This is a genomic window from Pseudomonas sp. PDM28 (assembly GCF_019219115.1).
Taxonomy (GTDB): domain Bacteria; phylum Pseudomonadota; class Gammaproteobacteria; order Pseudomonadales; family Pseudomonadaceae; genus Aquipseudomonas; species Aquipseudomonas laurylsulfatiphila.
This window is the reverse complement of record NZ_JAHUWG010000013.1, coordinates 107,406-121,984: the sequence shown is the minus strand read 5'-3', so window position 1 is coordinate 121,984 and position 14,579 is coordinate 107,406. Positions and strand designations below refer to the sequence as shown.

General features: G+C 61.7%; 8 protein-coding genes and 1 pseudogene. All 9 read right to left on the bottom strand.

What is annotated here, in order from left to right; translation table 11 throughout:
- Nucleotide 1: 1 nt before the first annotated feature.
- The 9 genes and pseudogenes from KW841_RS27175 to KW841_RS27135 all read right to left on the bottom strand — a co-directional run bounded on the left by KW841_RS27175 (nt 2) and on the right by KW841_RS27135 (nt 14,411).
- The gene (locus tag KW841_RS27175) at nt 2-271 is read right to left on the bottom strand and encodes a PAAR domain-containing protein (RefSeq protein ID WP_102699148.1); all 270 of its coding nucleotides are present in this window, start codon (nt 269-271) and stop codon (nt 2-4) included.
- Nucleotides 268-1,944 carry a DUF2875 family protein gene (locus KW841_RS27170; RefSeq protein WP_218480421.1) on the bottom strand — a complete coding sequence of 559 codons (1,677 nt, stop codon included), beginning with the start codon at nt 1,942-1,944 and terminating at the stop codon, nt 268-270. Before KW841_RS27170 ends, KW841_RS27175 begins: the two co-directional genes overlap by 4 nt.
- A complete protein-coding gene (locus KW841_RS27165) occupies nt 1,941-3,971 on the bottom strand; it encodes a DUF3274 domain-containing protein (RefSeq protein ID WP_218480420.1) in 2,031 nt (676 codons plus the stop codon). Before KW841_RS27165 ends, KW841_RS27170 begins: the two co-directional genes overlap by 4 nt.
- 334 nt (nt 3,972-4,305) lie before the next feature.
- Nucleotides 4,306-6,655, bottom strand: a pseudogene (locus KW841_RS27160) (type VI secretion system Vgr family protein); the annotation flags it as partial.
- Between the two features lie 242 nt (nt 6,656-6,897).
- Entirely contained in the window at nt 6,898-8,460 is a 1,563-nt protein-coding gene (locus tag KW841_RS27155) for an amino acid permease (RefSeq protein WP_218480419.1), read from the bottom strand.
- A 163-nt stretch (nt 8,461-8,623) separates the two neighbouring features.
- On the bottom strand, nt 8,624-9,784 hold the full coding sequence (locus KW841_RS27150) for an iron-containing alcohol dehydrogenase (RefSeq protein WP_102673960.1): 1,161 nt from the start codon (nt 9,782-9,784) through the stop codon (nt 8,624-8,626).
- Between the two features lie 3 nt (nt 9,785-9,787).
- Nucleotides 9,788-11,179, bottom strand: coding sequence for an aldehyde dehydrogenase family protein (locus tag KW841_RS27145; protein ID WP_218480418.1), 1,392 nt, complete (start codon nt 11,177-11,179; stop codon nt 9,788-9,790).
- A 7-nt stretch (nt 11,180-11,186) separates the two neighbouring features.
- Nucleotides 11,187-12,560, bottom strand: a complete 1,374-nt coding sequence (locus KW841_RS27140; protein ID WP_218480417.1) for a glutamine synthetase family protein — start codon at nt 12,558-12,560, stop codon at nt 11,187-11,189.
- 261 nt (nt 12,561-12,821) lie between these two features.
- Nucleotides 12,822-14,411 carry a winged helix-turn-helix domain-containing tetratricopeptide repeat protein gene (locus KW841_RS27135; RefSeq protein WP_218480416.1) on the bottom strand — a complete coding sequence of 530 codons (1,590 nt, stop codon included), beginning with the start codon at nt 14,409-14,411 and terminating at the stop codon, nt 12,822-12,824.
- Nucleotides 14,412-14,579 lie beyond the last annotated feature (168 nt).

Here is a 14,579-nt window from a genome sequence, read left to right as displayed (position 1 = left end):
GTCAGATAACCCGTACGTTCAAAGCATGGCTCGCCACGCCATGACAACCGCAGGCCAGGAGATGGCCTTGCAATACCACCGGAATGCCGTTCATACGCCGGCGCGAATGCCCTTCGACGAAGGCAAACTCGCCCAGATGCAGCGGACAGGAAGCCTTGTCGCCCAACACCGCCGGGGTTTTTCCATTGAGGGTATGCGTGCCTTCGAGCTGGCAGGAAACCACGGTGCCACCGCTGCTGGTGGCGTCACCCAGGCAAATGGGAGGGCTCATGGTTTGTTTCCCGGCATACGAAATCTGAACGGATCGGCGCCGTGGGTTTGCTGGTTCTTCGCTTTGCGGGCCTCGTCTGGCGGGCGGACCATTTGCACGGTGACACTGCCGTCTTCGCCGGTGTACACCACCGCGCTGACACCACCCTCCTGATAGCTGGCAATCGTGGCCAGGTTGATTTCGACCAGGGCGCTACTGACGCCGGTGTTGCCCAGGCGTCGGCCGATGTCGTAGCCCTCGTCGACATTGCCCAGCTCGAGGCCGGTTCCATCGCTGTTCAGGCTGTGCAGTGCGATGGTCAGGGCGATCTCGCCAGGGGTGTTGTCGGTGCTGTCGTAAAACACCCGCGCCGGTTTTTCACCGTTGGGCAGGGTTTCCAGTGCCTGCAGCCAGCCTGCTTGCAGGGCCTTGGCCTGTAGCGCGGGTTTGAGCGGTTTGCCGTTGTCGTCGTGCATCAGGACTTTGATCGGGCGGTGCAGGTAGCCCAACACCGGGGCTTTATCGAACTCCTTGACTTGATGCTCGGCCCAGCGCACCGGCAGCCATGCGGAGGGTTCGAAATAACCGGGCCCTCGGTTGCTCAGGGTTTGCCAGAGGCTGGGGAGTTGGGATTGCCAGTAGGTGGAGGACATGGTGCCGGGGCCGTAGGGATTCTTGATCCCCTCGGCACGTTTGGCTTCTTTATATACATTTCTAAATAGCGGCGAATGTTTCCAGTAAAACGCCCACAACTTGCCCATGTCGGTGTTTGTGTTCTGGTTGTCCTCGGAATCGTGGGTGGCAAAGGGGCGGATGTAGCGGTCTACCCGATCTGACCGGGTGAGCAGTAGACCAGTCATACTTTCGTACACCGTTGGCACGGCATGGACATCTTGTAGACCTGGTGTGCCGGCCACGCGAAGACCACTTCGGGTCACATCACCATCCTCGCTCACAATCAATGCTTGCGGTACCTGTGGATTGTCATCAAAGAACTTGTACAGCCGCTCGATTATGCTTTGGGCATGGGTGGTGTTGTCCGCGTCCTGCCAGAGGAACAGCGTGACACCCAAGGTAGCGGCATTGCGTCCACCCAGAATATTTGCGGCGGCGCCCGTGTCTTCAGGTTGTTTGGGTGGCGCTATCGCAAACACCGGGATCGGCCAATAGGCCACCGAGTCACTAGCTGAATGCTTGAACGCGACACGGGTGTTGATTCTCGCTGTGATCTCTCGAGAGTTCACGGAAGTGTCGTAATCCTTGGGGTCTCGTGAATAGATCGAAGTGAAATTGTTGTTGGTCTTTTTGATTTCTCGCCAAATTGAAGATTGATGCCAATTGTCGACTGCGAGTCCAACTCCCCGTATTTCCAATGCATAAGTGCGCTTCTGGGTCGCATTGTGCTCGGCTCTCTCGGCCATAATTTTTGATTTGTAGGCCTTGAGTTCTGCTTCTTCGTAAGTTACCGCCTTACCAAACCAGTGCCCGCTGTAGGTCAACACTAACGCACCGAAAATACTTGCTATTCCCTTAAGCATCACGGTGCTCATATCCCCCAACTCCCCGTTTTCAGCCTGTGCTGTGTAGATGATGACAAGTAAAAAACCAAGCCAAATAGCTGTCAGTATCCCCGTAGTCCAGAGATAGCCTTTCAGCTTCGGCCGCTGTGATTTGTCCTGCCGGCGATCTCTCATTGAGACATTCCTTTTCTCGGAACAGGCAAAACCAAACTTGGCGGCGTCAACGACACCAAGTCTATCGAGGGGAACTCACCCTCGTCGTAATACAAATAACTGGCCTCCACTAATGTTTGAGCCTTTTCACTCAGTTGTGCCCAGCCTTCCATGTTCATGACTTTATCGAACCGCTTTTTGTCCATCTTCCAATCCGCAATCGCCACCAACACCTCCCGCATCACCGGATCATCCAGACACCTGGCCTGCCCAATCGCAATGTCCATCGCCGTCACCCAGCGATGGTTCTCCGGGCTGCGCAATACAGCCGAGTGATAGCTGTTGTCAGTCCATTCCTTCTGGTCAACCTGCATGCGTGCACGGATTTCGTTAGGGGTTTCCTCACGGTAGATGCGGTAGTGGTCCTTACGATTGAGCATCGGGTTGCCGGACACTGGCGTCTGGCGCAGGGCCCGGGTCTGGTCGTCGGGCTCTTTGCCGTGATTCCAGCGAACAAGTCCATCGTCCAGGTCGAGTCGCTTGTCACTCTTGGTCACGTAAATCCATTTGAAAGTGGCACCGGGGTTGCCCAATGCAGCGTTTTGCGACACCGCATCCGGTCGATCCTTTCCGGCCTGATGGGTAGACCCCGTCACGGCTTCGCCGCCAAACATCTGCGGTGCATGGGGTGGGTGCAGTTGTTCGGCATTGATGGTGCGTTCCTGGCCTTCACGGATCCCTGTTTGCGAGGCTATCGCTGCGACCGAGCCGCCACCGGGATAGCGCGGCTCGCCTTCTGCACGGGTGAGGTCCGCTTGCGGCGGTTTGCCAACCAGTACCGGCTCGCCGTCACGCAGGCGCTTGGTCCACAGGCGCTGGTAGAAGCGCATGGACTGCAGCGCGGTCATGGCCGGCTGGCCATCGGGCAGTTCGTCCGGCACGCCGTAAGTGCCGATGCCTTGCACATCATCCAGCGCTACGGTGGTGTCGTCCGGGCAGAAATACAGGTAAACCTTGCCGCGGTTGTCGCGCTCGGGAAACACCAGGGTGTTCCCGTCAGCGCCCAGGCGCTGGCCTTGTTCGGGTGACCAGCGCGGCCCCGTGCGACCGCCATAACCCGGTACGCCACAGCGCACGGCACTGAGGGGTGGTTGCGTATGGGGGGATTGAGTGGTGTGTTGCACGATGTCGATCAGGGTCTGCAGGGTTCGCATATTTTTCGGCGTCGCGTCCGGCAGTACCGAATAGGGCGAGGCCACCATGATTGCGCAGTCGGCACAGCGTTCACCGCGATCCACCAGCATGGCCTGGGCGAGCAAGGTGATCAGCGTGCCCTGGCTGTGCCCCATGATGGTGATGGTCTCGTCGGGTGAGACGCGGCGGATCTCGCTGACCAGCATCGCCAGCCGGGTCGCGGCCAGCACGAAATACCGCCGATGCGGCGCCTTGCCCATGTACAGGGAGTTAGGCATGGTGGGTTGAACCCAATGGCGCAGCCATTTGCCGAACCCTTCTTCGTACATCCCCAGCAAATTGTTGGTGGCGTTAGCGAAAAATCCGCCGCCTTTGGCAAAATGGCGGTCCAGACGATTGTCGAACCTGTCCAGGAATTGATCGCGCAACCGGGCCGGATCGCCATTTTTATCGCGTTTGATTTCGCCGGGTTCGGCCCGGTAGCCCCAATAAAACGGAATCAACAGGCTGCGGGTCTTGGGGGCCTCGGTGTCGCGCTGGTAGAGGTAAGTATCCGGATCGTCGAGTATTTGCCCTTCGTTGTCCTTCCACGCCTTCCTGGGCGTACTGTTAGCCTGGTTGTACTTGGCCCCATACCGCCCCGCCTTCAAATCCGGCCGATCCAGCCGCTCGTTAACCCCCTGGCACAACCCGATTTCCACCGACTCATAGGATGCCCCGGGGTCATTCACGCCGTGCAGGAAAATCACCACGCCTGGCAGGTCTCGCGGCACAGCAGTATTGCGATCCGTGGATCTATTGGGCAGCAAACGACTCGTGCCGGTGGCGATCACTGTGTTGTCCGTATAGCTCATGCTTTCCATATCCTTTTGAAATCATGTTCCTGTCGTCGATCACTGGGTCGACACTTTCCTTAGCTGCCGTCGGTACGGGTGTCTGGTCCGATGCTGGGGTCAAAAGGGCCTGATGCGTCCGCCCCGGTACTGTTCGAGCCCGGGTTCGCTACCTGGTGGGATGAGTTGCGAAAAACCTCGAGATTGGCGAGCTGCATCTCTGTTCTCTGGAGCAACTCGGTTAGTCCATCAGTACCCGTGATGCCTTGCACGAGGCTGCCGTCTTCCAGGGCGATTTTGTAGGGTTGACCTTGAACAATTGCGGCTGGATCACCTTCGTAGTGCAGTCGATGCCGTTGGTCCGCGCCGTCCCGACCGAAAACAGGAACGGCAGCACTGTCGGTCTTGGGCCCCACCCAGTCATGCTCGCTGGCATGCACAATCGCTTTGCCTTGCGTACCGATCTCGACCCCGCCACCGATCCTGATGTAGCTGCCGTCATCGGCCACCAGGCGGATGGTGGGGGCGGTGATGAGCACCTCGCCTTCGGCTGCCGACAGGTGCAGGTTCTTTTGCGCATTGAGCACCATGTCGTCGTCCTGGGCCTGCACCAGCACCTTGCCGCGATTGGCGATGGCGCTGATGCCGTCGTCCTGGGCGAATGCGCTGATGCCTTTGCCGGCTTGCAGGCGCATGGCCGCGCCGCTGCTCAGCTGCAAATGATCCTGGGCGGTGGTGTCATGGTTTTCTCCGGCGTAATGCACCTGCGAGCGCGGTGTGGCGCTGGCAATGCCGGCTTCAGCCGCTACCGCGACCACTGGATCGCCCGGACTGTTGCTGGTCGGTTCAGGCCATTGACTCAACGACTGTCGCAACGCCTCGATGCCCTGGGTGTCGATCTTCGGGCTGCCACGGGCAGCGGCGGTCTGGCCGAGGGCCTGAAACAGTTCGCCGCACTCGGCCAACAGCTTGAGCAGTTCTTCGCGGTCCAGCTGTGAGCCCTGGGCATCGTGGCGAGCGTAGGTGGTCAACAACAGCCCTTGGGCCGCCCGCAGGGCAATCGCGGCGTCGCTGCGCAGTTCGGCGCCCTGGCCGCGTGCCTGGGCCTGCCCGTCGGTTCGCGGCGTGACGAGCTTGCCCAGGTTCAGCGCGGTGGCCTGATGGGTCGTGCCCAGTCGGGTGCGCAACGCGCCGGGTGTATCGTCGAAGAGCAGTTCGTTGAAGCCCTGGCCCTGATGTTCCCGGGTCTGGATCCCGGATAAGGTTCGATTGCCCGGCAACCCCGTGGCGTTACTGAAGTGCGGGGGAAAATGGTCGGCGTTGTAGAGCACCGACGTCACCAGGGGGCGGTCGATGTCGCCGCCGAGGAAGGTCACCAGCACTTCCTGACCGATGCGCGGCAAGAACTGGTGGCCGAAGCCGGCGCCACCACTGGGCATGGCGACCCTTAGCCAGGTCGTGCCCTGGGCCGGATCCTGCGCCCGCTGCCAATGAAAGCGCACCTGCACGCGCGCCAGTTCGTCGGTGAACACCTCCTCACCTTCCGGGCCCACCACAATGGCGGTGAGCGGCCCGGAAATCGTCGGTCGCGGCGTAATGATCGGTGGGCGAAAGGCAATCTTGTGGCGGATGCAGACGAAACTGTTGTCGTAGCTCGCCGGTTGATCCGTCAGGTAGTTGTTGCGGCCTTGGTGCTCCACCTTGAGCAGGAGGAACTGGCGATCATCCACGGGATCAGCATCGTGATCGAAGTGCTGGGTCAGTTCGAAGGTGTAGCCCGGCAGCATGGCGCGACAGTTGCTGGCGCCCTCAAACGTCTTGCCCTGTGCCTCCAGGGCTTCGAGTCGATGCCGCACCAGCGCTTCGCCCTCTGCGGGCATACCGTGGCTGTAATGACCGGGAAAGTCGTAGATCTCGTAGGCTGGCACATCACCCTGGACGTTGAGGCTGGGCATGCTGACCGGCAGCGGATTGCGTGGCTGCCGGTAGTCGAAGGTCCGGATGGCCATCTTGCCGGACTGCAAAATCCGTTGGCTGCTCCATCGGGTGATCGAGTCGGCGGTCTCGGTGACCGCCGCGCTGTGGTAGCGGATTCGCGGTTGCCGGGCCAGCGGCTCAAGGTTGCGCGAATGGTCGGTGATGATCAGGCGGTGTTCTTCCTTCGTATGCTCGAAGTAGAACAACAAGCCCTCACGCTCCAGCAGGCGCAGGACGAAATCCAGATCGCTCTCGCGGTATTGCGTGATGTAGCTGTGGGACTTGAGCGGCTGCTCCAGGCGGAACTCGAACCTGGGCAGCACGCCATAGTGGGCGAACACCGTGCGCAGGATGTCTTCGATGCTCTGCTCTTGAAAGATCCGCGAGTCGACGCGTCGCGACAGCATCCACAGCCAGGGGCTCAAGGTGGCCGAATAGTAAGCCAGGCCGCCGTCACTGTTCTGCAGGCTGAATCGACTGATGTAGCCCTGAATGTAACGCGCCTCGCCGCTCGCCAATTCAATCTCGAGTGACGCCGGTTGTCCCATTAACGACTTGAGTTCCAGTCGCGCATCCTGACTGATCAGCGACAGCTCGAAACTGAATAGTGTCGACAAGCCCTCGGCGCCGGAAAAGTGCTCGAGCAACAGCTCCTGCTGGTTCGCAATCGGGGAGGTGAACCTGATCAGACGCCGGTTCTGTGGCGAGGATATTTTTGTCAGTTCCATTAACAAGCTTCCTGCGGCATAAGCAACCCGTGGTCACCCCAGGACCTGCGCATCCATGCTCCTGGGGAAACCCAAAGGCGGCAATTAAGTCGCTTGTGAAATAGCTTGTATGTAGGACGCTTCCTTTTTTAGATGTGGATTTGTCGGCGCAATCGCGATCGACACAGTGGCGCTGTACGTTTTTTGGTCCTGAAGCAGGCGTGAACCTGTTTCAGGACTGGACTAAATGCACGCAGCGGCCATCAAGCCCCGGCTTGTTTGTTCAACGCCGCTTCCGCCGCGGCAATTTCAGCCTGGCGCTTGACGATCATGTCGCCCACCGGTGGCCCCTGGAAGCGCCGGGCTTCAAAACCGAACCAGACGATGGCGGTCAGCACCAGGAAACCGATGGTGATGTACAGCGCCCAATCGTTCGGTGGCTGGATGCCGATGACGAATATGATGATCATCGACAGGATCGAGAGGATGGCGAACACCGAGTACCAGAATCGCCCCATGTTCCATGGCCCCATGGTCGGCCACTTCGACGTCCCGTAGGTAAACAGGCCGAGCACGATGGGGATGGCGAAGGAGAAGAACAGGAAGATCACCGTGCAGGACACCACGATCGTGTAGACCGGCGTTGCCCCGACCGAGATCACCGACGAACCCCAGTCGAACAATACGGCAAGGGTGGCACCGGTCCAGATCGCCGCCACCGGGCTGCGAAAGGTCGGCGAGACCGAGGCCAGGGCTTTGGAGCAGGGCAGGCCACCGTCCCGGGAGAAGGCGAAGATCATGCGTGAAACCGAGGTGACGGTGGCCAGTCCGCAGAGTACCTGCGAGATGAATATCGCCACGAAAAGCACCAGTTTCAAGATCGGGTTGACCTGGGTGTTCATGGCCCAGAAAAACACGTTCCAGCCTTGCTTGGCCGCCTCGTCCATGTTCGGCAGCATCAGCACGAACGCGCTGAGCATCAGCCAGCCGAACAGCAACGACCAGACCACCGACATGACCATGCCGCGGGGCACCGACATGGCCGCGTTGCGGGTTTCCTCGGAGGTATGCGCCGAGGCGTCATAGCCGGTGATGGTGTAGATCGGCAACAGCAGGCCGAGCATGAAAACCCAGCCGTTGGAGACCTGCGGCCAGACGTTGCCGCCCGCTTCGCCGGAATAGTTGCCGAAGGTCCACAGCCGCGCGAATTCATAGCTGGGTGCCGAGATCAGGCAGACGATGGTCAGCGCCAGCGCCGTGGCGAAGATCAGGTAGCCGGAGAAGTCGGTGAGCTTGGCCGTCAGGCCGATACCCAAGTGGTTGCACAAGGCCTGCAGGCCCGTGAGGATTGCCAGGAAAATCACCCTGACCGTGGTCGTGTCCTCCATGCCCAGTGCCGGTCCGAAGGCACCGAAAAAGAAGTAATAGGTACCGACGTTGATCGCCCCCAGCACCGTGACCAGCCCCAGCAGGTTGAACCACGCGGTCAGCCAGCCAGTGAAGCGGTTACCGAGGATCGAGCCCCAGTGATACAGGCCGCCGGCGGTGGGGTAGGCCGAGGAAATCTGCGCCATGGCCATGGCGAATACCCCGGAGATCAGGCAACCGATCGGCCAGCCGATCCCGATGGATATGCCACCGGCGCCCGAGGTGCCCTGGGCCAGTGAGTTGATGCCACCGGAGAGGATGCAGATGATCGAAAAGGAAATGGCGAAGTTGGAGAAAACACCCATTCGTCGTGAGAGTTGCTGGGCGTAGCCCATGCTGTGCAGCACCTTGACGTCCTCGTCATGCGCCTCGGTGCCCGGCTGGCTTGTTGGGTTCATTGTTGTGTGCCCCTTTTCAGGTTTTGGACAGGCCGAACTGAGCCGCCGTAGGCTCGACCTTGGTTTTCTGTAGGAGCGAGCCTGCTCGCGATGGACTTGAGGACGACGCGGGGTGTCAGGCTCCCCGCGTCATCGTTGACGTCCATCGCGAGCAGGCTCGCTCCTACAGACGGCCGTGAAGTGCCGCGTCGAAAATCTTTGCCACACCGTCCCGGGTCAAAGGCAGCGGGTTGCCGCCGGCCGAGGGGTCGACAATCGCCATGTCCGCGATCAGGTCGGCCTGCCGGTCATCCACGCCCAGTTCAACCAGGGTATGGGGCACGCCGATGTCCTTGCGCAGCTTGAGGACGAAGGCCAGGAAACTGTCGAACCCCGGGGAGGGCAGGCGCAGGTACGCCGCCAGGCGGGTGATGCGCTCTTCGATGGCCGTGCGATTGAATTGCAGGACATAGGGCATGAAGGTGGCGTTGGTCATGCCGTGATGGGTGTCGTACAGCGCGCCCACCGGATGGGAGAGCGCATGCATCCCGCCCAGGCCTTTCTGGAATGCCGTGGCACCCATGGCCGCCGCCGCGAGCATTTGCGCGCGCGCCTCGAGGTCCGACGGCGTGTGTACCGCTTTCACCAGGGCGTTGGCCACCAGGCGCATGCCTTCCACCGCAATGCCATCGGCCAGGGGATGAAAACCGGGGGCGCAGTACGCTTCCAGGCAATGGGATAACGCATCCATGCCCGTGCCGGCGGTGACCTTGGCGGGCATGCCGACGGTGAGGGCCGGGTCACTGATGACCACGCGCGGCATCATTTTCGGGTGGAAGATGATGCGTTTGGTGTGGGTGCGCTCGTCGATGATCACCGCCGCACGCCCGACTTCCGAGCCGGTCCCCGCCGTGGTCGGCACGGCAATGACCGGGGCGATGCGGCTGTCGTCGGCGCGGGTCCAGTAGTCGCCGATGTCTTCGAAGTCCCAGACCGGGCGGGTCTGGCCGCTCATAAAGGCAATCAGCTTGCCCATGTCCAGGCCACTGCCGCCGCCGAAGGCGATCACACCGTCGTGTTTGCCGGCGCGCCAGGCGTCGAGCCCGCCGGCCAGGTTGGCTTCCACCGGGTTGGGCTTGAGGTCACAGAACAGCGCCACACCCAAGCCGGCGGCGCGCAGTGCGTCCAGTGCCGCCGTGGTGATCGGCGCGCGCGCCAGGCCGCTGTCAGTGACCAGCAAGGGGCGCTCGATACCCTGGCTGCGACAGACATCGGCCAGCTCGGCAATGCGCCCGACACCGAAACGAACGCTCGTGGGGTAGTTCCAGTTTCCAGTCAGGTTCATGGTCTACACCTCGTGACGCAGATGAAAGGATTTGGCCCGGGTCAGGTGCTCGTAGCCCAGTGGCGACAGGGTGACGCCGCGCCCGCTGTTCTTCACGCCGGTCCAGGCCAGCGCCGGGTCGAGGTAATCGCAGCGGTTCATGAACAGCGTGCCGGTGGCGATCTGGTTGCCCAGGCGTTCGGCCGCTGCGAGGTCCCGGGTCCAGATGGACGCGCTGAGCCCGAACTCACTGTCGTTCATCAAGGCAATGGCCTCGTCATCGCTGGCCACCGGCATGATGCCGACCACCGGGCCAAAGCTTTCATCGCGCATGACCGACATTTGATGGCTGACATCGACCAGGACCTGCGGCGCGAGGTAGGCACTGCCCGCCACGTCGGCGGGAAAGGCCTGTGGATCGATCAGCGCCGTCGCGCCCTGGGCCAACGCTTCGGCGATCTGGCCACGAACGAAAAACGCGGCGCCCGGCGTCACCATCGGACCGAGGGTGGTGGCTTCGTCCAGCGGGTTGCCCAGCACGTACTGGCGGGTCAGTTCGGCGAAGCGCTCGACAAACACCGGGAAGATTTTCTGGTCGACATAGATGCGTTCCACCGCGCAGCAACTCTGCCCGGAATTGAAGAAACTGCCGTCCACCAGGTTTTCCACCGCATGCTCGAGGTTGGCGTCAGCCCGCACGTAGGCCGGATCCTTGCCGCCGAGCTCCAGGCCCACGCCGATGAAGCGTCCCGTGGCGGCGCTTTCCATGGCCTTGCCGGCATCGACTGAACCGGTGAAATTGACCTGCTGTACCCGGCCCGAATCAATGATCGCGGCGGTCTGCCGATGATCGAGCAGCAGGTTGTGGAACAGGCCATCCGGCAGATGGGCGCGGCGCATGGCCTCGGCGAAACGCTCGCCCACCAGCAGGGTTTGCGAGGCATGCTTGAGGATCACGCTGTTGCCGGCCATCAACGCCGGGATGATCGTGTTCACCGCCGTCAAATAGGGGTAGTTCCAAGGCGCGACCACCAGCACCGTGCCCAGCGGCTCGCGTTTGATGTAGCGTCGAAAACCCGCCACAGGCGCCGGCTCTACAGCGGCCAGCGCTTGCGGCGCGATGGCGATCATGTACCTGGCGCGTTCGGCGAAGCCGCGCAGTTCGCCGGCGCCATAGCGCACCGGGCGCCCCATCTGCCAGGCCAGTTCCGGCACGATGTCTGCCTGCATCGACAACATCGCGTCCACTGCGGCGCTGCACAATGCGGCGCGTTCGCTCAGTGAGCGGCGTTGCCATGCCGCCTGTGCGCTGGCAGCGGCGGTCAGCGCCTGCTCGACCTGCGCCGCATCGGCCATCTCTCGTTCGACGTACACCCGGCCATCGACCGGGGAGATCAATTGCACCTTCGCAGTCATGATGTTCTCAATAGCGCTCGAAGCCGCGCTGCAGTTCCCAGTCGGTGATTCGCCGGTCGTACTCTTTCTGCTCCCACTCGGCGGTGTGCACGTAATGGTCGACCACCTCATCGCCGAACGCCTCGCGCAACATGGCGGAGGCCTTGAGGGCGGCGCTCGCCTCGCGCAGGGTCTTGGACACTTCCGGCAACTGCTCGTCCTGGTAGGCATCCCCTTCGAATGGCGGCACGAGATCGAGCTTTTCGTCGATACCGGCCAGGCCCGCCGCGATCAACGCGGCGAAGGCCAGATAGGGGTTGAGGTCGGCGCCGCCGATGCGGCATTCGATGCGGATGGACTTGCTGCCTTCGGCACACAAGCGAAAGCCGGCGGTGCGATTGTCGCGGCTCCACACCGCCCGCGTCGGCGCAAAGGTGCCGGCCTGGAAGCGCTTGTAGGAGTTGATGTAGGGCGCGAGAAAACAGGTGATGTCGTTGGCGTACTTGAGCTGCCCGGCGACCCAGGCACGCATCAGTTTCGACATGCCGAACTCGGCTTTCGCGTCGAAGAACAGCGGCTTCTTCGCGTTCTTGTCCCACAGCGAATTATGGATGTGACTGCTGGAACCGGCGGCGTCGTAACGCCACTTGGCCATGAAGGTGATCGCCTTGCCCTGCAACTGCGCGATCTCTTTGCAGGCGTGCTTGATGATGACGTGGTGGTCGGCCATGGTCATCGCATCGGCGTAGCGGATGTTGATTTCTTCCTGGCCCGGACCCCATTCGCCCTTGGAGTTTTCCACGGGAATGCCCGAGGCCTGCAAATGCTTGCGAATCGCCCGCAGCACCGGCTCCTCGCGGGTGGTCTGGAGGATGTTGTAGTCCTCGATGTAATGGCCGGCGGTTTTCGGTTTGTGATAGTTGCGCTTGTGGATTGCCTCGTAGCTCTCATCGAACAGATAGAACTCGAGTTCCGAGGCAAACATGCCGGTATAGCCACGCTCGCGCAGGCGCTCGACCTGCTTTTTCAGAATCGCCCGCGGGCTGTGGGGCAGGTCCTGGCGATGGTGATGATCGAGCACGTCGCACAGCACCAGCGCCGTGCATTCAAGCCAGGGCACGCGGCGCAGGGTGGACATGTCGGGCTTGAGCACGAAATCGCCGTAGCCCTTGCTCCAACTGGCCGCGGCGTAACCCGGCACCGGCTCCATGTCGATGTCGTCGGCCAACAGGTAGTTGCAGCAATGGGTTTCTTCGTGGCCGCTGTCGATGAAAAACTCGACCTGGAAGCGCTTGCCGACCAGGCGTCCCTGCATGTCGACCATGCAGACCAATACGGTGTCGATTTCGCCGGCGGCAGCGGCGCGTTTGAGTGCATCAAAGCTGAGGAGGGGCTCGGTCATCACGGCAATCCTGCGTGAAAGGTTTTGGCCAGTCTGAGATCGCTGTTGCAGACGCTCTCCAGAAACACCCAAAACCTGCAGAACCGAGCATCATGAGCAACGAGTTGCTCAAAGCTTAGACTACCGTAGCAATGTGCAACTATTGTAGGAGCGAGCTTGCTCGCGATGGACTTGAGGACACAGCGTTTAATCAGGTAACCCGCGTCATCGTTGACGTCCATCGCGAGCAGGCTCGCTCCTACAGGTCAGGGGTGGGCGCGTTTACTCCGGCAATCCCGCCAGTCGTAGTCCATCGACGAAACGGGCGAAATCCTCAGGCCGTTGAATGGGCAGCCAGTCCTTGAGGGCGCACAGGCGCAAAGAGGGATCCAGCGCTTGCAGGCGTTGCATCGCCAGATTCGCTTTGTCCATTCGACCGTCGAGCGCATGACTGGCCGCCACCAGTGCCGCGGCGACCAGCAGACTGGGCAGGTTGCCCAGTGCCTTGTCCGCCCAGGCCGCAGCGGCATCGAAGTGCCCGGCGAAGAAATGCGCGAGCGCCATGCCGACCTGCATCCTGAACATTTCCGGGTCCAGCGGGCTCAAGCGAACCGCATGGTTCAGATGCTCGATGGCTGCGTCCGTTTCGCCGCGCAGCGCCCGCAGGATACCGCCCAGAAACCAGGCGGGGGCGAGGTTGGGATTGAGCAGGCGTGCCCGGTCGAGCAGTGCAATGCCGCCGTCGACTTCGCCGGCGAGATGGGCCAGCGCATGTCCGCCCCGGGTCAATGCGACGGCATCATCGCGGCCCAGGGCCACCGCCAGCCGCGCCAACCGTATGCCCTCGGCGATTTCCGCAGGCCGATCGACCATCCAGCCATTGAGCTTGCGCCAGAAGTGGCACCAGGCGGCCATGCCATAGGCCGAGGCAAATTCCCCATCGAGCTCGATGGCCTGGTAGAACATCGGCAGCGCCTGCTCGATGGCTTCCCGGCCGCCGCTGTGCAGTTTTGCCATGGCCCGCAGGTAGTAGTCGTAGGCGTCCAGGCTATCCGTCGGCTTGCGCTTGGCGCGTTCGATTTCTGCCCGCTCCAGTTGCGGCGCGATCGCGCCGACGACGCTTTCGGTGATTTGGTCCTGCAGCTCGAAGATATCGTCCAGCAGGCCTTCGAAGCGCTCGGCCCAGAGGTGCGTACCGCTTGTCGCGTCGATCAGTTGCCCGGTAATGCGCAGCTTGTTGCCGCTCTTGCGCACGCTGCCTTCGAGCACGTAGCGCACGCCCAGCGCCTGGCCAACGCCTTGGGCGTCCACCGTCTGGCCCTTGTAGGTGAAGCTCGAATTGCGCGCGATGACGAACAGCCAGCGAAGGCGCGAAAGGGCGGCGATGATGTCCTCCACGACGCCGTCGGCGAAGTATTCCTGTTCCGGGTCGCCGCTCAGGTTCTGGAAGGGCAGGACGGTGATCGAGGGTTTTTCCGGCAGGACCAGCGCAGGGGAGGGGTTTGGCTTGGGGGCGGCGCTCGGGCGTTCATCGTCTTCGGGCTGTCGCGCTTGCCCGGTCGAGTCGCCGTTGATCCGGCCAACGAAGCGGTAGCCTTTGCGGGCGACGGTGCGTACCAGTCGCTGCTCCTCACCGGTATCGCCGATGGCCTTGCGCACGGCATTGATGTGGCTGGTGATCGTCGATTCCGAAACGATCCGGTCGCCCCACACAGTCTTGAGCAGTTCGTCCTTGCTGACGACGCGGTCGGGATTGTTGACGAACAGCAGCAACAGGTCGAAGACCTGCGGTCCGACGGCCACGACTTGCCCGCGCAGGGTCAGCTCCCGGCGTTCCTGATCGAGTACGTAATCTTCAAAGCTGAATGGCAAGACGGGCATCCCCGGGCGGCTGGTTGTGACTGCAAAGGATGATACGGCAGCTCGTCAGCCGCTGCACCGTCAGCGGCAAGGGAGGCTGTACGACCGTCAGTTGCCTTGGACAAAAATCCAAGCGCTCTCCAAGGCAAACGCAAGGACTTGCCTGATCCGTGAAGGCAA